We start from the raw sequence: 18,743 nt of genomic DNA, 5'->3' as shown, positions 1-18,743 counted from the left end.
TCAATCAGTCCGGCCGGATGTTGGCTTTGCGGACGATGGCTTCGTTGCGGGTGGACTCCGCTTTGACCGACGCGCCGAAGTCAGTGAAGCGGGCTCCGCCCGGCTCGGCGCCGACGTTCGCAAGTTGTGCCTTGATGGCCGGGTCGGCCAGCGCGATGGCAAAGTCGTCGGCCAGCTTTTTCTGGATGGCAGTGGGTGTGCCGGCCTTCACATACAGGCCGGTCCAGACCGAGGACTGCGCGGCGTTCCTGTAGCCCAGCTCGGCCAGCGTAGGCCAGTCCGGCAGGTTGGCCAGGCGCTGGGTGCCCGTTACGCCAAGCACGCGCAGCGTGCCTGCCTTGACGTAGGGCAGCGCGGAGGAGATCGCCATGGCGCCAAGGACGACTTCACCTCCCGCGGCCGCGACGGAGGCGGGACCGCCACCCTTGTAGGGCACGTGCTTGAGGGAGATGCCGGCCTCGTCCGAGAACAGCTCCACCGCCAGATGGGGGTTGGACCCGTTGCCTGCGGTCGAGTAGCTGATCTTGCCGGGCGACGCTTTCGCAGCGGCGATGACATCGGGCAAGGTTTTGTATGGCGAGTTCGCGTTGATGGCCAGCACGATGGGATTGAGCGTGGTCTGGAAGACCGGCACGAAGTCCTTGTCGTAGCTGTAGGGCAGGTCATCCCGCACGAAGGGACTGATGGTGATCTCGCTGGCGGCGACCATCTGCAGGGTGTAGCCATCGGCCGGCGCGCGCGCGACCACACCTGACGCGATGATGCCCCCGCCGCCCGGGCGGTTCTCTACCTGGACCTGCTGGCCCCATTGTGCCGACAGGCGTTGCGCAAAGATGCGCGCGGCCACGTCCGCCACACCGCCTGCGGACCAGCCGACCACGATCTTGACGGGCTTGGTCGGATAGTTGGCGGGGGTGGCTGCGGTCTGCGCCTGCACGGCGCCACCGACGAGTGATGACAGGGTGGCGGCCAGCGTCGCCAGCACGAGAGGGTGTCGCATGGAATTCCTTTGATTGGCCTACGGCGATTGGCCTGCGTTGATTGCCTGAGTCGCGTTGCCCGGTGCCGGGCGCCGATGTCATCGGGGCATGCGTCGGCAGGGCGGGACCGCGATGGTAGCCAGCGCCAGCCCCGGATCAAAAGGAATCGATACGTGCTTGCTTATGCGTTTTCTGTGTTTGCCTACGGGGCTGGGCCTTGCTGTCAGGTGCGGTACGACGGCGCGTCTTCGTCCAGCAGGCGCAGCGTGGCCTGCCAGTCACGCTGGTTGACGTCGGGGTAGCCCAGCGCTTCGTGCTCGCTGGCGGCGGCTTCGGCAGCGGCATCGTCAATCACGATCAGATTGTCCAGCCCTGCAGACAAAGCAGCCACTTGCGCGCGACATGACGCTTCAAAAAAGTGGTGCTTCAGAAACGCTTCTGGAATGGTGCGACCGCCGATCAGCACGCCGTGATTGCGCATCACCAGGATCAGCTTGTTGCCGATCGCGTCGCGCATGGCGTCGCGCGTATCGACATGGAATTCAAAGCCGTTGAAGTCGTAATAGCCGACCCGATTGAAGAAGCGTACCGAATGCTGCGTCAGGGGCAGCAGACCCCACTTTTGCACGCTGACCGCCATATTGGCTGGCGTGTGGGTATGGAAGACCGCAGCCAGGTCCGGCCGGCTGGCCATCAGCCCGCCATGGATCACCAGCCCGCCGCGGCTGACCTTGCCTTCACCCGACAGTTTGATGCCGCCCAGGTCGTACTTGAGCAGGGACGACGCCGTGACTTCATTGAAAAACAGGTGTTCGCTTTTGATCAGGAATTGGCCGGGCTGGTCTGGCACGCGTGCCGACAGGTGGTTGTAGGTCAGGTCGGTGATACCGGCCAGGGCAAGTGCACGGTACGACGCCGCAAGTTCGACGCGCGCCTGCCATTCGGCGTGGCTGATTTCGGTAAGGTGGGTGGGGGGCACGGTGGCGGTGGTCATGGCGGCGTGGCAAAGGAAAGGTGCTGCATGCTAACCAGCGGCGGCGGCGTAACTAAGGACCGAATGCGTCATTGCTTATGCGTTTTGTGCCGCTTCGGACACGCGTGAGGCATGCGTCTGGGTCATTCCTGCGCACCAACTATGCATAGTCGAAATGCTTCGTTCAGGATCTCTGCGCGCCGGCCGACCATGCCGGATTCGACTGTTCGGGCTGCCTGTATTCATGACGCTCCTTGTTTCTCCGCATGTTGCGGCCGCGTTCCGCTCCCACATAAGGGAGCACGCCGGGCCCTTGTCCATTCACACGTCGTCGCTCGACGCGCCGCTGGCCCGTGACGACCTTGACCGGCTGGCAGTCGCCTACCTGTCGCTCGATGTGCTGCGCACCGCGCGCGGCAGTGCAGGGCCCCATGCCTTCGGCCACTTCGCCGGGCTGCTGCGAGCGGCACCGCGGCTGGCGTGGGTCCACACCGGCATTGCAGGGGCTGATCATCCGCTCTATGGCGAACTCATGGACCGTGGCGTCAAGGTCACCACCTCGTCGGGTGCCAATGCCGACGCCGTCGCGCACACCGCCATTGCCGGCATCCTGGCGCTCGCGCGCAACGTGCCGCAGTGGAACGCAACGCAGCAGGCGCGCGGCTGGTTGCCGCTGGACGGGCCGTTGACACCGCGCGACCTGCCGGGGCAGCACGCTGTCATCGTCGGCATGGGCCCGATCGGCCTGCGGGTGGCCGAGGTGCTGCGTGCCCTGGGCATGACTGTGTCGGGCGTGCGGCGCCATGCGGAGCCGCTTCAGGGATTCGAAGAGGTTGTCGGTTTCAACGAATTTGACCGGGTGGTTGCTGCGGCCGATTGGCTGGTCCTGACCTGCCCGCTGACAAGCTTGACATCTCGCCTGGTAGGTCGAGAGGTGTTCGACCGACTGCCTGCAGGCGCCCGGCTGATCAACGTGGGCCGGGGCGGCGTCGTTGACGAAGCGGCTTTGCTGGATGCCCTGCGGACAGGCCGCCTGGCCGGTGCCTATTCCGACGTGTTCGAGACCGAACCCCTGCCCGCCGATGCACCGCTGCGCGATGCGCCGAACCTAATCATCTCTTCGCATACCGCAGGCCGGTCATCGGGCGCCGAAGGCCGCGCGACACAGATCTTTCTGGACAACCTGCGGCGTTGGAGAAGAGCGGAACCGCTTGTGAACCTCGTCGCCCGTCCCGCCCACGCTTCAGGAACATGACATGACTTCCCCCTTGACCTCATCCACGATCCCCTCCATCAAACCGCTGTCTGCACGGCCTTCTGTCGTCTCTCCGGCGCCCCGTTCCGGCTCGACGTATCCGTCGGCGGCGCGTGCCTTGTCAACGTCGGCTGGCGCGTCATCGTTGCGCGAGCAGGTATCCGACGCCGAATGGCAAGCCCGGGTCGACCTTGCAGCGTGCTACCGGCTTGCCGTCCAATTCCGTTGGACGGACCACATCTACACGCACTTTTCGGCGCGCGTTCCGGGCGATGCGGATCACTTTCTGATCAATCCGTTTGGCTATACCTTCGACGAGGTCACCGCGTCGAATCTGGTCAAGGTCGACCTGGACGGCAACATCGTGACCGACATCGCCGGGGTGGGCATCAACAACGCTGGCTACATCATTCACAGCGCGATCCATGCCGGCAAGCCCGAGTACACATGTGTCCTGCACACCCATACGCCTGCAGGTATTGCCGTGTCTGCGCAGCGGGACGGCCTGCTGATGCTGTCGCAGCATGCGGCGCGTTTTTTCAATCGGGTGGCGTATCACGACTATGAAGGCTTTGCGGTGGATGTGGACGAGCGCCAGCGGCTGGTGGCCGACCTGGGCGATCACCGGGTCATGGTGCTGCGCAATCATGGTCTGCTTGCTGCCGGGACCAGCATTCCGGAAGCCTTCCAGGAGTTGCACTTCATTGAACGTGCGTGCGCCGCGCAACTGGCGGCGCAGTCCGCGGGCGTGCCGTTGCTGATCATCCCGGACACGCAGGCCGAAGAGGCTGCGCAGTTCATTGAAGGCAGCCGCCACAGTGGCCGTATCGAACGGCACTGGAACGCATTGATCAGGCAACTGGATCGCGAGACCACCGCGTATCGGGACTGATTGCAGCGGTCCCGGCGCGCGGCTGCATCCCGCGCCACGGCACGGGCGTGGCCATGCTCGTTACGGTCGCGCCAGCCCCAGGTTGCCGCGCAGCGTCGTCGACGCGTAGTCGCGGTGGAACAGGCCGCGGTCTTGCAGGACAGGGATGACGAGGTCGATGAAGTCCTGGAACGCGCCAGGAAAGTAGGGGGCCATGATGTTGAAGCCATCGGCCGCACCCTGCGTGAACCAACGCGCCAATTCGTCGGCAATACGCGTAGGTGAACCGACGATCAAATGGTGGCCGTTGCTTGCAGCCGTATGCCGGTACAGCTCACGTAGCGTCAGTCGCTTGCGGCGCGCCACCGACGACAGCAGTTCGATGCGGCTGCGAAAGCCATGCGTCTGGGGAAGCGTGTCGGGCAGGGGATCATCCGGGTGCAGGGCCGACAGGTCCACACCGAATCGATGACTCAACTGCGCAATACAGTTGTTGGTATCAATCAACGATTGCAGGTGGTCATGGCGTTCCTGCGCCTCGGCATCTGTCCGGCCCACGATGGGCATCACGCCCGGCATCACGAAGACGTTTTCCGGCAACCGGCCCTGCTGCGCAATGCCTTGTTTGACGCCCGCATAGAAGGCCTGTGCGTCGGCCAGTTCGGATTGCGCGGTAAAGATGATGTCGGCGATCCGGGTGGCAAGCGCCTGCCCCGGGCCTGATGATCCGGCCTGGATCATGACCGGATGGCCCTGCGGTGGCCGCGAGATATTCAGCGGACCGGCCACATCGAAATGTTGGCCGTGGTGGTCCAGCGCCCGCATTTTGGACGCATCCACATATCTGCCCGCCGCCTTGTCCCGCACCAGCGCGCGGTCATCCCACGTGTCCCACAAGCCCTTGACGACGTCCACGAATTCTTCGGCGCGTGCGTATCGCGCTTCGGGTGCCGGGTGTTCATGCATGCCGAAATTCGCGGCGTCATGCGTGCTGGCTGACGTCACCACATTCCATCCCGCGCGGCCGCCGCTGATGTGATCCAGCGACGCGAACTGCCGCGCGATGTGGAACGGCTGGCCATAGGTGGTGCTGGCCGTGGCGGCCAGGCCGATGTGCCGCGTGTGCACCGCCACCGCGCTCAGCAGTGTCAGCGGTTCAAGTCGCGCCAGCATGGATGGCGGTGTCTTGGCCGTTGCGCTCAGGCCATCGCCCAGAAACGCCAGATGGAACTTGCCGCGTTCGGCGCGTTGGCATAGGTCGGTCAGAAAGGCGATGTCTTCGGTGGCCGACACCGCATCGGGATGACGCCATCCTGCCACGTGGTAGCCCGCGGCATGAAGGAACAGGCCGAGCACCATGGAGCGCGGTGTGGACTGCGTTGTGGCATGCGGGGTTGAAAGCGATGCGCGCGGTGCATCATCACCGGAGGAGGAAGGGGATCGGGACATGCGCGATTCTGGCTCGCGCCGCCGGCGGTGTGAACGACGCTTGTCGCGCTTGCTTATGCGCTTGGTAGTGGCGTATGCATAGCCGGTTTTATTCGTTGGCGCGCGGCAGGCGCGCCGATACCTTGGGGACTTGTCTGCCCACCTATTGGAATCCGTCATGCTTGCCCGAACCTACCTGATCGCGTCCCTTGCCGTGTCGGCCGTGATTGCCATGCTGCCCCTCAAGGCATCTGCCGAGGCCGCCGCCGCGGCCTATCCCGCCAAGCCGATCCGGCTTGTGTTTCCGTGGACATCGGGCGGGTCGCTCAGCGACCTGACACGGTCGCTTGCCGATGGCCTGTCGCAGCGGCTCGGGCAACCGGTGGTCGTCGACTACAAGCCAGGCGCGTCATCCACCATTGCCGCCGGTCTGGTCGCCCGAGCGGCCCCCGACGGCTATACCCTGCTGATCGGCGGCAACCCCACCTACGCCATCAACCAGTTCACGCATCGCCACCTGCCGTACGATCCGGCCGTGGACCTGGCGCCCATCGCGCTGGTGGCATCCGCGCCGTTCTTTGTGATGACCGGCCCGTCGCTGCCCGTGTCCAACTTCAATGAGTTGCTGGCCTACGCACGATCGCATCCGGGCAAGCTGAGCTACGGCACCCCGGGCATCGGATCCGTCCCCCACTTATCGGTCGTGCGCTTTGCTGAGCAGGCCGGCCTGGACCTGGTGCACGTGCCCTACAACGGCCAGAGCCAATTCATGACCGACCTGATGGGCGGCCACATCGACTTGGTCTTCAGCGCTGCCGGATTCCAGTACATCCAGTCCGGCAAGGTGAACGGCCTGGCCGTCACCAGTACCCAACGCGTCGCGAGCGTACCGTCGATCCCCACCGTGGCCGAAGCCGGAGTCAAAGGATTCGATGCCGAAGTCTGGTGGGGCATCGCCGCACCCCGCGGCACGCCGCCCGCGATCGTTGACAAACTCAACGTTGCGATCAACACCATCATCGGCGATCCCGCCTTCAAGAAGCGCTTCGACGAAGCGGGCTACCGCTTCGAACCCGGCACCCCCGCCCAATTCGCCACCCGCATCCAGGGCGAAATCCCCGTCTGGCGCAACGTCGTCGCGCGCGCCAACCTGACCGGCGGGGAATAAGCAGAGCGCGCAAGGAAGTCATAAAGGGCGCACGCACCCGCCCGAACCAAGACACCGCAGATCGAGGGCACAGCAGATCGAGGGCACAGCAGATCGAGGGCACAGCAGATCGAGGGCACAGCAGATCGAGGGCACAGCAGATCGAGGGCACAGCGGATCGAGGGCACAGCGGATCGAGGGCACAGCGGATCGAGGGCACAGCGGATCGAGGGCACAGCAGATCGAGGGCACAGCGGATCGAGGGCACAGCGGATCCGGCTCCGCCGGTCCGCCAGTGCCGCCCCCTGGGGGGAGGCGCGCAGCGCCTAGGGGGGGGCTCTAAACTTACTCTTTTTCTACGCCTGCATCGGCCGCGACCTTCTGCCACCGCACGCCTTCCGCCCGCACGAACTCTGCGAACTCCGCCGGCGTTCCTGGGGCGGCGGCGACGTTGCCGGCTTTTTCGATGCGGTCCATGTAGTCGGGCTGCTTCGAGATCTTTGCCAGTTCCGTATTTAAGCGCGTCACGATCGCGGGCGGCAGGTTCGCGGGAGCGAACAGGCCGGTCCAGGCGTTCACGGTCAGCTTGGGCAGGCCCTGTTCCGCAAAGGTCGGCACGTCAGGCAAAGAGGCCGAGCGCTTCTCGCCCGTCGTCGACAGGGCAATCAGCTTGGCGCCCTTGACCGCGCCCAGTGTGTTCGGGATGGTCTCGACCATCATCTGCACCTGTCCGCCGAGCAGGTCGGGCATGGCCGCGCCGCCGCCCTTGTACGGCACGTGCGTGATGTCCAGGCGGCTTTCCGACTTGAAAAGTTCGCCTGCCAGATGCGAGATCGAGCCGATGCCGGCTGACGCGTAGGCCAGCTTGTTCGGGTTGGCCTTGGCATAGGCTTCCAACTCGCGCATGTTCTTGGCGGGCACGGACGGATTGATCACCAGCACCAGGGGGCCGTCTTGCAGGCGGCCGATGGCGGTGAAGTCCTTGTTCAGGTCGAAAGGCAGCGTTTTCTTCAGCGCCAGGTTGATGGCGTGGGTGCCGATGGTGCCGAACAGCAGCGTGTAGCCGTCCGCCGGGGCGCGCGCGACCTGCTCGGAAGCGATGATGCCGCCCGCGCCAGGCTTGTTTTCGACCACGATGGGCTGACCCAGTTGCTGCGACAGGGATTGGGCCATGCTGCGCGCCAGGATGTCGGACGAGCCGCCGGCCGCGAAGGGCACGACCAGCCGCACCGGGCGGTTGGGATAATCCTGGGCCGAAGCGGCTGGCGCGAAAGCGACGGCGAGCAACACACCGGCGATGGGGACCCACGTCGAGGTCAGGCGGGTCGAGGTCAAGCTGTTAGGTAATCCCATGGTGACTCACTCTGGCAGATGGTAGGAGATGCGTTGCAGCGACTTGTTTCGTATACGGTCCAGTGGTTTGCAGGCGACACATTATTGGTCGTGGTAACAGAGTGTCAAGCCATTTCGGGCCCGGCTGACGATCCACTGGCTGTTCCCGAGGTATGCCGATATTGCATCGATGGCAGCGGACGGTTATGGTGGCGCCTTGTCGGCGGAGTGGCGGAACATGGATTTCAAGCAGCTGGAGTATTTCGTACGTGTTGCGGAGCATGGCAGTTTCAGCCGGGCCGCGGCGGCGCTTGATACCGGCCAGCCTTTCCTGAGCCGGCAGGTGCGCCAGCTTGAAGTCGAATTGCGCAAGAATCTGTTCCACCGGCATGGCCGGGGCATTGTCCTGACCGATGCCGGCGAACAGTTCCTGGCGTTTGCCAAGAGCGTGCTGCAACAGTTCGAGGCCGCCAGCCAGGCGCTGAGCAAGGCCGAAGCCGACATTACCGGCCGGGTGGTGGTGGGTCTGCCGCCGTCGCTGGGACGCGTGCTGACCGTGCCGCTGGTGCGGGCCTTCAGCGCGCGCTTCCCGCAGGCGCGGCTGACGATCGTCGAAGCCTTGAGCACCTCACTGCATGAACGGCTGGTGGCCGACAAGATCGACGCCACGCTGGTGTACGACCCGGTCGCGTCGTCGCTGACGCAGGTGGAACGCCTGGTGACCGAACCGATGTGCCTGATCCTGCGCAAGTCGCCGGAAAACGCCGGGCTGAGCACGGTGTCGTTTTCGCAGCTTGCGGATCATTCCCTGATTTTTCCGTGCGAGCCGCACCCGCTGCGATCGCGGGTGGATGCCGAGGCAAGCCGTCAGGGTTTCGAGCTTGACGTCGCTTTCGAGATCGATGGCGTTGCGTCGATCGAGGCGCTGGTCGGCAACGGGCTGGGCGCCGCCGTCGTCCCGTACAACGTCTTGCGTGCAGGTTTGCACGCGTCGCAGCACGCCGACGAATTGCTGATCTGCCCCCTGGTCGATCCGATCATGAGTTCGACCATCTGCCTGGTGACCGCGAGCCGTCGTCCGCCCACGCTGCTGGCGACCAAGATGGTCGACATGCTGCGGCAGGTGGCGCTTGAGACGCTGGTGCTGCCCGACGACGCGCGGGAAGCCTGGCTGAACGAGGCCAAACGGGCATAAGTGTCGCTGGCGGGCGGCCCGGCGTGATTGCTATGCACCTTCTGCATATCAAGTAGTGGCTTCTGGCGTCTGGCGAAGCAGGGGTGGGGCGCGCATGATGTCGTCACTGAACGGTCATCGCGGGCCGCCTGTTACAGGCGGTGAACGCCAGCCGTTTGCCTTGCAGAGGAAACCATGTCCTATACCTCCATTACCGCCACGCCAATCTCCCCGCACATTGGCGCCGAGATCGGCAACGTCGATCTCACCCAGCCCCTGTCCGACCTGCAGCAGCGAGAACTGCACGATGCCTTCATCCGGTATCAGGTGGTGTTCTTCCGCGAACAGGAAATCAGCTTCGAAGACCAGATTCGTGTCGCCAGCTATTTTGGTCCGCTCGGCAAGCATGTCGGCAAGAACACGATCAGCAAGACGACGGATAACCCGCTGGTGCGGAAGTTCCATTACGACGAGACGTCCAAGCAGATCTCGGGCGAAAACTTCCATAGCGACCAGTCGTGTGCCGCGATCCCGCCGCTGGGCAGCATGCTGTACAACCACACGGTGCCGCCCGATGGCGGTGGCGACACGATGTTCGCCAGCATGTATGCGGCTTACGAAGCACTGTCGCCGCGCATGAAGGTGTACCTGGAAGGTCTGACAGCTACCCACGACGGTACGCGTGTGTTCGGTCCGGGAACCCCGATCAATTCGCATCCGGTGATCACGCGCCACCCGGTCAGCGGCAAGAAGCTGATCTATGTGAACACCGACTTCACATCGAAGATCAACGAGCTGTCGTCCAAGGAAAGCGACGCGATCCTGAAATTCCTGATCGATCACTGCAACCGCCCGGAGTGGACCTGCCGCTTCCGTTGGCGCAATCATTCGATCGCGTTCTGGGACAACCGCTGCACGCATCACAAGGCGATCTGGGATTACTGGCCCAACGTGCGCTCGGGTTTCCGGGTGCAGGTGGAGGGCACGGCGCCGCCGCTGGCGGGCTGAGGCTTCTCGCCCGGCCTGGGGGTACGAAACGGCGATGCTGCGCACTGCGTGGCATCGCCGTTTTTCATTTGCCACGCCCGGTTACGTCCGCCGCGTGTTTGTGACCTGACATTTACCTGACTTGTCGTAAGCTTCGCGTGACAATCTTATGAACCGGATCGCTGGGGTCGGGGTGCCCGGCAGGAGTGGCAAGGCATGTGGAATGAAATCTGGAACACGACCGTCGCGGAGTTTTCCGACCTGCACGACGTCGCCGAAATGACGCGGGTCTGCGTCAGGCTGCTGGTGGCGATGGTGCTGGGCGGCCTGCTCGGGTATGAACGGGAATTGCGCGGCACGGCGGCGGGGCTGCGCACGCATATGCTGGTGGCCGTGGGCGCCGCGCTGTTCGTGCTGGTGCCGCTGCAGGCGGGGACCCAGCTGGCTGACATGAGTCGCGTGTTGCAGGGCGTGATCGCCGGCATCGGCTTTCTGGGCGCGGGGGCCATCATCAAGCTGGGCGAGCAGCAGGTGCGCGGGGTGACCACGGCGGCCAGCATCTGGGCGACCGCGGCGATCGGTATTGCCGCGGGCATGGGGCGCGAAGCCACCGCCATTCTGAGTACGGTGTTTGCCCTGGTCATCCTGGCTGCCGTCCGCAAAGTGGCGCCCGATAAACGTTCGCCGCCGTTGGTGGAAGTGCCGAACGGCGCGCGCCCCGAGGACCGGTCTAGGCTGATGCCATGACCGGCGCGGCCAGGTCGCCGTCTTGCCGCGTCTGACCAGGGCGCGGGCCGATAACGGACCCGCGTCTATCCAGGCTAATGAAAATTGCGGCTTTCGGTATTGAGCTTGCCAAGCAGCCCCGACAGATCGACCAGCCGTTTCGCCACCAGGCTGCGGACGCCCTGGTGGCTTTGCCAGATGCCATAGACCCCCAACAATGACGACCCCAGCAGTTCCTTGCGCTGGGCGTCCACCAGGCTGGGCCAGACGATCACATTGACCGGCCCGGTTTCATCTTCCAGGGTGACGAAGATGGTGCCGTGGGCCGTGCCCGGCCGCTGGCGCACGGTCACGATGCCTGCGGCGCGGGCCAGCCTGCCGTCGGGGAACTGGTTCAGCCGGTCGGCTGCCATGAACCCGCGGGTGCCCAGATAGCCGCGCAGCAAGGCCAGCGGATGACGGTTCAGCGTCATTCGCAAGGACTGGTAGTCGGCCACGATCTCTTCGGATTCCGTCGGGGCGGGCAGGTCGGGGGCCGGTTCATGGACGCCGGCGTCGCGCAGCAGGCCCCGTTCGGGCACGCTGTCGACCGCTTCCCACAAGGCCGTGCGCCGGTGGCCCGAAAGCGCCTGCAGCGCATTGGCGGCGGCCAGCGCCTGCAGGCTATGCCGGTCCAGCCCGGCCCGGCGGCCCAGGTCGGTGGTGTCGGTGAACATGCGCTGCCGGCGCACATCCACAATGCGCCGGCCCACGGCTTCGGCCAGCCCCTGGATCTGATTGAGCCCGATCCGCACCGACGGCGGCTGCGTGGCGTTGTCGAGTTTGGCGTCCCAGTCGCTGATGCACACATCGACCGGCAGCACCTTGACCCCATGCCGCTTGGCGTCCTGCACCAGCTGGTAAGGGGAATAAAAGCCCATCGGCTGGCTGTTCAACAGCGCGGTCAGAAAGGCTTCGGGTTCATGGCATTTGAGCCACGAACTGACATACGCCAGTTGCGCGAAGCTGGACGCATGCGATTCCGGAAAGCCATATTCGCCAAACCCTTCGATCTGCCGGAAGATGGCCTCGGCAAAGTCCACGTCATACCCATTGCCCAGCATGCCCGCCATGAGTTTGGTGCGGTGCTTTTCGAGCCCGCCCTTGCGCTTCCAGGCTGCCATCGACCGGCGCAGCTGATCGGCTTCACCCGCCGTATAGCCGCCGGCCAGGATCGCGATCTGCATGACCTGTTCCTGGAAGATCGGCACGCCCAGGGTCCGGGCCAGGGCCTGCTCCACCTGCGGGCTGGGGTACTCGATCGGTTCCAGCCCCTGCCGGCGTTTAAGGTAGGGGTGGACCATGCCGCCCTGGATCGGGCCCGGCCGCACAATGGCCACTTCCACCACCAGGTCGTACAGCCGCCGTGGGCGCAGCCGGGGCAGCATGGTCATCTGCGCGCGAGATTCGATCTGGAACACGCCCATGGTGTCGGCGGCGCAGATCATGTCATAGGTGGCCGTGTCGTCGGCCGGGATCTGGTACATCTCGAGCACGCGGCCGCGCTGCTGCGACACCAGGTCGAGCGCGCGGCGGATGACCGTCAGCATGCCCAGCGCCAGCACGTCGACCTTGAGCAGGCCGACCGCATCCAGGTCGTCCTTGTCCCACTGCACCACGCTGCGGTCGGCCATGGTGGCGTTTTCGATCGGCACCAGCCGCGACAGCTTGCCGCGCGACATGACAAAGCCACCCGGGTGCTGCGACAGATGGCGCGGAAAGCCCATCAGCCTTTCCGACAAGGCGCCCCAGCGCTGCGCATGCAGCGATTCCGGATCGAAGCCACATTCCACGAACCGTTTGTTCAGGCCTGCCTTGCCGTCCCACCACTGGTGGGTCTTGGCCACCTGATCGACCACGGCCAGGTCGACGCCCAGCGCCTTGCCGACATCGCGCAACACGCTGCGCGGCCGATAGCTGATGACCACCGCCGTCAGCGCCGCCCGGTCACGTCCGTATTTGGCGTAGATGTACTGGATCACTTCTTCGCGCCGCTGGTGTTCGAAGTCCACGTCGATGTCGGGCGGCTCGGAACGTTCGCGGCTGATGAAGCGTTCGAACAGCAGTTCGCTTTCCATGGGCGAGACGGCCGTGATCCCCAGGCAGAAGCACACCGCCGAGTTGGCGGCCGACCCCCGGCCCTGGCACAGGATGCGGTGATTGCGGGCGAATTTGACGATGTCATACACCGTCAGGAAATAGGCTTCGTAATTGAGTTCGACGATCAGGTCGAGTTCACGCGTGAGCTGCGCCACCAGCTTGGGGGGCAGGGCCGGTCCGAAACGTTCGTGCGCGCCGGCCCAGGTTTCGCGGCGCAGATAGCTGCCGGGCGTTTCGCCGGGCGGCACCACTTCTTCCGGGTATTCGTACTTGAGTTCGTCGAGCGAAAACGTGCAGCTGTCGGCCACCTTCAGGGTTTCGGCCAGCACGTCCGGTTTGTACAGATTGGCAAGGTGCAGACGCGACCGCACGTGCTGCTCGGCATTCTGCGACAGCGCAAAGCCGCAGTCGGCCACCGGTTTGCCGAGCCGGATGGCGCACATCGTGTCGTGCAGGGGCTTGCGGGATCGCACGTGCATTTCGACCTGCCCGGTGGCCACGATGGGCAGGTCGTGCAGGGCGGCGATCTGTTCCACCACGGCGCGATGCCGGGTGTCTTGCGCGCGGTTCAGCAGGCACAGCCCGAGGCGGCAGCGCCCGGGAAACACGGCAGCTACCCACGCGGCCTGGGCCGACAGCGTGTCGGGATCGATGCCGTAGTCGACCGACAGGATGATCTGGCAATCGGGCAGCCCCCGCAGGTGTGCCAGGTCTGGCGGAGGCGACGTGAAGTCGTTGGCAATAACCAGGTAGCTGCCCTTGTCGGCGCGCGTGCGGGCCAGGGTGATCAGTTCGCACAGGTTGCCGTAGCCATTGCGGTTCTGGGCCAGCGCCACCAGCGACAACGCGGGCGTGCCGTCGGGCTTGGTCAGGGTGAACTGGCTGCCGACGATGAGCTTGATCGGTGTTTCGGGATCCTTGGCCTGCACATGCGCGCGCACGACACCGGCAAGCGAACATTCGTCGGTCACTGCCAATGCCGAATAGCCCAGGGCAGCCGCGCGCATGACCAGTTCTTCGGGGTGCGAGGCGCCGCGCAGGAACGAGAAATTCGACAGGCTCTGCAGCTCGGCATAGGCCGGCAGCATGGGCGTGAACAAGGAGGCCTGCGCGCTCATGCGAACAACCCGTGCAGGAACCAGCGGATGTCGTCGTCGACCCGTTCGCGGTAGATCCAGTAGCGGACCTGGTTATCGGATTCGGCAATGAAGTAGTCGCGCGAAGCCGGGGCGTCGTCCCACCAGCCGGTTTCGAGCCGGTCGGGACCGCGCAGCATCTTCAGGCGTGACCCGTACACGGGCCGGTGCTGCTGCATGACCAATGCAATCGGTTGTTCGAGCAGCCAGAAGGGCCGGTCGGCAGCAGGCGCCACGGGCGCCGGCCTGGCCTTGGGCTGCGGCGCCGGCTGCCAGCCATTGGCGATTTCCGGCCGGTGATCCGCCTTGGGCAGCGGCTGCAGTACCTTGTCGGCACCCAGGCGCGCCGTCAGCAATTCCAATAGCCGGTTGTGATCGGCGGGCGTGCCGCCCGGCTCGGGAAACAAGGATTCGGACGGCAGGGTACGCGCCGCGACGTCGGGCGCCGACAGGGTGACCGCGATCACGGGCGCCGTCAGCACCAGCTGCGCCAGTTTTTCTTTCAGCAGCCGCACCAGATGTTCGGGATGCCAGGCGGGTTCGGCCAGCGAGATCTGCAGCAGGGTCGGCGGGATGGCATGCCGGCCCCGTTCATGATCCAGGGCAAGTTCTATTCGCGCCACCGCCAGGTGCTGCGCGACCAGCCACCCCGTCATCTGCTGGATCAGGCGATGGGCAACGAACAGCACCGCATCGGCATGGTCGATCCGTTCGATCAGTTCCAGCTTGGCCTGGAAGGTGGAGGGCGCCACGACCCAGTCGAACAGTTCGGGCGCCGCGCCCATGGCCCGATCCAGCGCCACGCTGATGTCCTTGCCGCAGCGGCGTTGCAGGCCGGCCCGCGGCAATTTGGCCAGTGCACCCAGGGTGCGGCAGCCGATGCCTTCCAGCCAGTCCAGATGCGGCCGGGCGGGCGGCAGAAGGTGGCACGACAGGCCGTCCATGCGTCTGGCCAGGGACGGTTGGCGCAGCATGCGTCGATGGCCGCGGCGCGGCGCGCGCGCCATGAGCCAGGCCCCCTGCGCGGTGGGCGCCATGCCCAGCTGCGCATGGAAACCCAGCAGCGCCATGGACTGCCGGATGCGCCGGCAGATGCCCCGCGGCCCGCCAAAGGCGAGCAGGCTGGCGCTGACATCGAGCAGCAGGCTGTCGTCGGCGGCCATGGCCACTTCGGGGGTGTACTGCAGCAGGCACAAGGCGATGTCGTTCAGGGCCGACGCTTCGCGCACCGGGTCGCGGTCGAGCAGCGTGGCTTCGGGCGCGATCGTGGACACGCCGCCCCGGCGCATGCCGGGACGCACCCCCATGGCGGCGGCGGACGGCGTCATGGCGCGCACCTTGTCGTGGTCGAGGATCACCTGCCCGTGGGCAGGCGACTCAGACCAGCTCGGGCACAACACGTCGAGGCTGAGGCGCGTCAGGTACACGCTGATCCACAAGCGCATCGTCGGACTCGATAGAGGATGTGACCGGCAGGCCAGGGACCGCCGGGGTGGCCGCCGTTGCAAGAACCGGGGTGGCAGGAACCGGGGTGGCAGGAACCGTGGCCGGCGCCTTGACGCCGAAGCTGGGCGCGCCCAGAGTCACGAACAGGGGCCGGTCGTGGCTGGGGCCGCGGCGCTTGACGATGTCGATCCGCACCTGATCCCCCGCGGGTTGCAGCAGCAGGCGCAAGGGAGAGGGCGACGCGTCCTGGGCGACCTTGGCGGGGCGGAACAGAAAGAAGAGGGTGTCGGCGGACTGGGCGGCCAGGTGCAGGCGGCGCAGCGATTCGGGACGGATCTGCGGTTGCCAATAGAGCAGGGCGCCGCAACTGCCGTTCTTGAGCACCTGTTCGGCCGCCCACAAGGCATCGGCCGTGCGGTCGGGCTTGAGCCACAGCAATTGCGACGACGACAGCCCCCACGCGCTCCAGCTGGCGACCTGGGGAATGAAGGGCGGCTGCAGCAGCACAATGCGCCGCTGCGGCGGCAGGGTATTGAGCACCGGCTGCAGCAGCCGCAGTTCGCCAATGCCCGGTTGCGAAACGAGCAGGTCGACCAGGGTACCCATGGGCCAGCCGCCGCCCGGCAGTTCGGCCGACAGGGCGTCATGCCCGGTGGGCAGGCAGGGCTGCCCGGACCGCGCCAGTTGCGAACCGCGCCACAAGGACGGGTGCAGGCTTTCGGGGGACGGCGCCGCGGGCGACGGCGCGGGCTGCAACGGCGCGGGCTGCGGCGGTGCTGCCTGCACCGAGGCCGGCTGTCCCTGAGGCGATTGCGGCGCAGGCGTGAGCGGTAACTGCAACGATGGCGACGCTGCGGCAGGCCGCAAGGCAGCCCCCCGGCTGGAGGCACCCGGGCGGACGGACGGCGGGTGTGCAAGAATCTGCATGACGGGCTCCAACCAAGAAAAGACTGTACAAATATACAGTGTTTCGCGGCGGGCCGGCAATGTGGTTCTGTAAGAGATGCTCAAGCCTGAGTCCGTTTGTTATCGGTGCCTTGCCATCCTTTCGCCAGGGTGCATGAGGTTGCTAAGATGCGTTGCGCCCCCTGATTCCCTACCTTCCCAATGTCTGGAGATCCCAAATGACCCTCAACGTCGCCGTTCTTGTCGGCAGCCTGCGCAAAGGCTCCTACACCCGCATGCTGGCCCACGCCCTGGCTGACGTGGCTCCAGACACCCTGAAGCTGTCCATTGTCGAGATCGGCGATTTGCCGCTCTACAACGAAGACCTGGACGGCGATGCGGCGCCCGCGGCATGGACCCGGTTCCGCAAGGAAGTGCAGGCAGCCGACGCCGTCATGTTCCTGACGCCGGAATACAACCGCTCGGTGCCGGCCGCGCTCAAGAACGCCATCGACGTGGGCTCGCGGCCTTACGGCGGCAGTTCCTGGAGTGGCCGTCCGGGCGCCGTGATCAGCTGCTCGCCGGGCGGCATCGGCGGCTTCGGCGCCAACCACCATCTGCGCCAGTCGCTGGTCTTTCTGGACGTGCCCGTCATGCAGCAACCCGAAGCCTACCTGGGCGGCGTCAACAAGTTCTTTGACGACCAGGGCAAGGTCACCAACGAAGACACCCGCAAGTTCCTGACGACGATCATGACAACCTTCGCCAAGTGGGCCGAGACCAACCGCAAGCGTTGAGTCGTCGGCGCTGACAGGGGGAGACCGCATGATCCGATCCGAAACCGTGCACGGCAGGCTGGGCGCAGGCCTGGCCGGCCTGGCGCTCAGCGTCGGCCTGGCCGATGCGTCCGCCCAGGCGCCGCCTGCGCCGGCCGTCCCCCTGTACCAGGAATCCAAGGACTGGATCCTGGCATGCGACAACACCCGGTTCTGCGAAGCCAAGGGTTTCAGCGACGCCGAGTCGGCCGCCATGCGGATCTCGCGCGGCGCAGGCCCGACGGGCACCCTGACCGTCGAGATCGATGTACCAGATACCGCCGAATCGCCCGATGTCACGGCCTTCCGGCTTGACGGACGGCGGCTCGACCTGAAAACCATTGCCTGGGCGCCCGATGACGCGACCGGCCTGGGCCAGGCCACCCTGGTCACGGCCGACGACGATTCCGCCTACCGCCTGCTGCGCCGCATCCGCGATGGGCGGGTGCTCAGTTTGGGCGACACCCGAAGCGCGCCCGCCGTGCCCTTGCATGGTCTGTCCACCGCGCTCAAGGTCATGGACGACGTCCAGTCCCGCTCCGGCAACGAAACGGCCTTGACCCAGCCGGGCCATGGCGGCGCCGCGGCGCTGGCCGCCGCACCCGCCGCGCCCGCCCTGCGCGGTGCGCCACCGCCGCCCGCCATTCCCGCTGCCGAGGCGCGAGCGTTGGCCGCCGGTGTCCGCCAGGCCATGCGCGGCGGCGACGCGCTGGCCGCCTGCGATGCCCGCGCGCCCAGCGACATTGCCGTCGCACTGACCAGTACCGAAGCCCTGGTGATGGCGGAATGCGCCCGCGCGTCCTACCAGAGCAGCTACGTGGTCTTTCGTGTGCCGCGCGCCGACCCGGCTGCGGCGCAGGTGGTGACGCTGGCCCTGCCACCCGGTCTCGAAGCCGGGGCGCCAGCGCGTTCGCCAGCACCGTCTGTCGTAATGGCTGGGCCTGCTTCCGGGGGGGCATCTCCATCCGGGGCTGCCTCGTCTTCTGGCGCTGCACCTTCCTCAACTAACGCAGCCAGGACAGGCAACACAGCCGCCGGCGCCACCCTGCAACTGGCCAACGCGACCTCCGACCGGATGCAGGCGGTCCCCGTCGCCCTGGCTCCCACGGCGTCCGCCGACCCGGTAGGCCGCATGACCGAGCCTACCTACAACCCCCGCACCGCCACGCTGGCATCCGTATCGAAAGGGCGGGGACTGGCCGATTGCGGCATTCGTGCCGAATGGCGGTTCGACGGGCAGGAATTCATGCCGTCGGCGTATCGCCAGCAGATCCGCTGCGGCGGCGGCGCGCCCGGAGACTGGCCGACACTGTGGCGTACCCGGTGATCTGAGTCCGCCACGGCCGCCTGTCTGCGTTGCCTGGCCGACGCTGCCAGTCCCCTTAGCCCGAGGCCTGACCCGTTCCCCGACGCCTGACTCGTTGCCCGACGCCTGACCCGTTTCCGACC

The 18,743-nt window shown here is 65.9% G+C and carries 15 protein-coding genes; 8 read left to right on the top strand and 7 right to left on the bottom strand.

The window, feature by feature from the left end:
• Positions 1–4: 4 nt before the first annotated feature.
• Both HD883_RS05580 and HD883_RS05575 read right to left on the bottom strand, forming a co-directional pair.
• The gene (locus HD883_RS05580) at positions 5–1,000 is read right to left on the bottom strand and encodes a Bug family tripartite tricarboxylate transporter substrate binding protein (protein ID WP_179587445.1); all 996 of its coding nucleotides are present in this window, start codon (positions 998–1,000) and stop codon (positions 5–7) included.
• Between the two features lie 203 nt (positions 1,001–1,203).
• Positions 1,204–1,974 carry a class II aldolase/adducin family protein gene (locus tag HD883_RS05575; protein ID WP_179587446.1) on the bottom strand — a complete coding sequence of 257 codons (771 nt, stop codon included), beginning with the start codon at positions 1,972–1,974 and terminating at the stop codon, positions 1,204–1,206.
• A 223-nt stretch (positions 1,975–2,197) separates the two neighbouring features.
• Between HD883_RS05575 and HD883_RS05570 the strand changes: the two genes are divergently transcribed.
• Together HD883_RS05570 and HD883_RS05565 are read left to right on the top strand one after the other, a co-directional pair.
• A complete protein-coding gene (locus HD883_RS05570; protein WP_179587447.1) occupies positions 2,198–3,208 on the top strand; it encodes a D-2-hydroxyacid dehydrogenase in 1,011 nt (336 codons plus the stop codon).
• Between the two features lies 1 nt (position 3,209).
• Entirely contained in the window at positions 3,210–4,100 is an 891-nt protein-coding gene (locus tag HD883_RS05565) for a class II aldolase/adducin family protein (protein ID WP_179587448.1), read from the top strand.
• 60 nt (positions 4,101–4,160) lie between these two features.
• On the opposite strand, the gene HD883_RS05560 is transcribed toward HD883_RS05565, so the two are convergent.
• The gene (locus tag HD883_RS05560) at positions 4,161–5,528 is read right to left on the bottom strand and encodes an LLM class flavin-dependent oxidoreductase (protein ID WP_179587449.1); all 1,368 of its coding nucleotides are present in this window, start codon (positions 5,526–5,528) and stop codon (positions 4,161–4,163) included.
• Positions 5,529–5,685: 157 nt separating this feature from the next.
• Between HD883_RS05560 and HD883_RS05555 the strand changes: the two genes are divergently transcribed.
• Positions 5,686–6,675, top strand: a complete 990-nt coding sequence (locus HD883_RS05555) for a Bug family tripartite tricarboxylate transporter substrate binding protein (RefSeq protein ID WP_179587450.1) — start codon at positions 5,686–5,688, stop codon at positions 6,673–6,675.
• A 324-nt stretch (positions 6,676–6,999) separates the two neighbouring features.
• Here HD883_RS05555 and HD883_RS05550 read toward each other — a convergent pair whose 3' ends face one another.
• Positions 7,000–7,989, bottom strand: coding sequence for a Bug family tripartite tricarboxylate transporter substrate binding protein (locus HD883_RS05550; RefSeq protein WP_257022004.1), 990 nt, complete (start codon positions 7,987–7,989; stop codon positions 7,000–7,002).
• Between the two features lie 235 nt (positions 7,990–8,224).
• Between HD883_RS05550 and HD883_RS05545 the strand changes: the two genes are divergently transcribed.
• The 3 genes from HD883_RS05545 (at position 8,225) to HD883_RS05535 (ending at position 10,894) form a co-directional block, all read left to right on the top strand.
• Entirely contained in the window at positions 8,225–9,181 is a 957-nt protein-coding gene (locus HD883_RS05545; protein WP_179587452.1) for a LysR family transcriptional regulator, read from the top strand.
• A 174-nt stretch (positions 9,182–9,355) separates the two neighbouring features.
• Entirely contained in the window at positions 9,356–10,168 is an 813-nt protein-coding gene (locus tag HD883_RS05540; RefSeq protein ID WP_179587453.1) for a TauD/TfdA dioxygenase family protein, read from the top strand.
• Between the two features lie 195 nt (positions 10,169–10,363).
• Positions 10,364–10,894: an MgtC/SapB family protein gene (locus HD883_RS05535; RefSeq protein WP_179587454.1), complete on the top strand. Its 531-nt coding sequence runs from the start codon at positions 10,364–10,366 to the stop codon at positions 10,892–10,894.
• 74 nt (positions 10,895–10,968) lie between these two features.
• On the opposite strand, the gene HD883_RS05530 is transcribed toward HD883_RS05535, so the two are convergent.
• From HD883_RS05530 to imuA, 3 genes are read right to left on the bottom strand one after another with little or no spacing between them, the layout of a single operon-like run.
• Positions 10,969–14,130, bottom strand: a complete 3,162-nt coding sequence (locus HD883_RS05530) for an error-prone DNA polymerase (protein WP_179587455.1) — start codon at positions 14,128–14,130, stop codon at positions 10,969–10,971.
• A complete protein-coding gene (locus HD883_RS05525) occupies positions 14,127–15,593 on the bottom strand; it encodes a Y-family DNA polymerase (protein ID WP_179587456.1) in 1,467 nt (488 codons plus the stop codon). The genes HD883_RS05530 and HD883_RS05525 overlap by 4 nt, the downstream gene beginning before the upstream one ends.
• A complete protein-coding gene (gene imuA, locus HD883_RS05520; protein ID WP_373563423.1) occupies positions 15,526–16,350 on the bottom strand; it encodes a translesion DNA synthesis-associated protein ImuA in 825 nt (274 codons plus the stop codon). The genes HD883_RS05525 and imuA overlap by 68 nt, the downstream gene beginning before the upstream one ends.
• A gap of 368 nt (positions 16,351–16,718) precedes the next feature.
• On the opposite strand from imuA, the gene HD883_RS05515 reads away from it, so the two are divergent.
• Both HD883_RS05515 and HD883_RS05510 read left to right on the top strand, forming a co-directional pair.
• Positions 16,719–17,276 (top strand): NADPH-dependent FMN reductase, encoded by a 558-nt coding sequence (locus HD883_RS05515; protein WP_179587458.1) that lies wholly within the window; start codon positions 16,719–16,721, stop codon positions 17,274–17,276.
• Between the two features lie 28 nt (positions 17,277–17,304).
• Positions 17,305–18,621: a DUF1176 domain-containing protein gene (locus HD883_RS05510; RefSeq protein ID WP_179587459.1), complete on the top strand. Its 1,317-nt coding sequence runs from the start codon at positions 17,305–17,307 to the stop codon at positions 18,619–18,621.
• The last annotated feature ends 122 nt before the right edge of the window (positions 18,622–18,743 follow it).

Origin of the sequence: Pigmentiphaga litoralis (assembly GCF_013408655.1) — a bacterium.
GTDB classification, from domain to species: Bacteria; Pseudomonadota; Gammaproteobacteria; order Burkholderiales; family Burkholderiaceae_B; genus Pigmentiphaga; species Pigmentiphaga litoralis_A.
Note: the sequence above shows the minus strand (reverse complement) of the source record. Positions and strands in the feature narration are given on the sequence as shown.

What these genes read in the sequence shown, in the direction of transcription:
- HD883_RS05580 (WP_179587445.1), bottom strand. Translation starts at nt 1,000, where the DNA reads ATGCGACACCCTCTCGTGCTGGCGACGCTGGCCGCCACCCTGTCATCA.
- HD883_RS05575 (WP_179587446.1), bottom strand. Translation starts at nt 1,974, where the DNA reads ATGACCACCGCCACCGTGCCCCCCACCCACCTTACCGAAATCAGCCAC.
- HD883_RS05570 (WP_179587447.1), top strand. Translation starts at nt 2,198, where the DNA reads ATGACGCTCCTTGTTTCTCCGCATGTTGCGGCCGCGTTCCGCTCCCAC.
- HD883_RS05565 (WP_179587448.1), top strand. Translation starts at nt 3,210, where the DNA reads ATGACTTCCCCCTTGACCTCATCCACGATCCCCTCCATCAAACCGCTG.
- HD883_RS05560 (WP_179587449.1), bottom strand. Translation starts at nt 5,528, where the DNA reads ATGTCCCGATCCCCTTCCTCCTCCGGTGATGATGCACCGCGCGCATCG.
- HD883_RS05555 (WP_179587450.1), top strand. Translation starts at nt 5,686, where the DNA reads ATGCTTGCCCGAACCTACCTGATCGCGTCCCTTGCCGTGTCGGCCGTG.
- HD883_RS05545 (WP_179587452.1), top strand. Translation starts at nt 8,225, where the DNA reads ATGGATTTCAAGCAGCTGGAGTATTTCGTACGTGTTGCGGAGCATGGC.
- HD883_RS05540 (WP_179587453.1), top strand. Translation starts at nt 9,356, where the DNA reads ATGTCCTATACCTCCATTACCGCCACGCCAATCTCCCCGCACATTGGC.
- HD883_RS05535 (WP_179587454.1), top strand. Translation starts at nt 10,364, where the DNA reads ATGTGGAATGAAATCTGGAACACGACCGTCGCGGAGTTTTCCGACCTG.
- HD883_RS05530 (WP_179587455.1), bottom strand. Translation starts at nt 14,130, where the DNA reads ATGAGCGCGCAGGCCTCCTTGTTCACGCCCATGCTGCCGGCCTATGCC.
- HD883_RS05525 (WP_179587456.1), bottom strand. Translation starts at nt 15,593, where the DNA reads ATGCGCTTGTGGATCAGCGTGTACCTGACGCGCCTCAGCCTCGACGTG.
- HD883_RS05515 (WP_179587458.1), top strand. Translation starts at nt 16,719, where the DNA reads ATGACCCTCAACGTCGCCGTTCTTGTCGGCAGCCTGCGCAAAGGCTCC.
- HD883_RS05510 (WP_179587459.1), top strand. Translation starts at nt 17,305, where the DNA reads ATGATCCGATCCGAAACCGTGCACGGCAGGCTGGGCGCAGGCCTGGCC.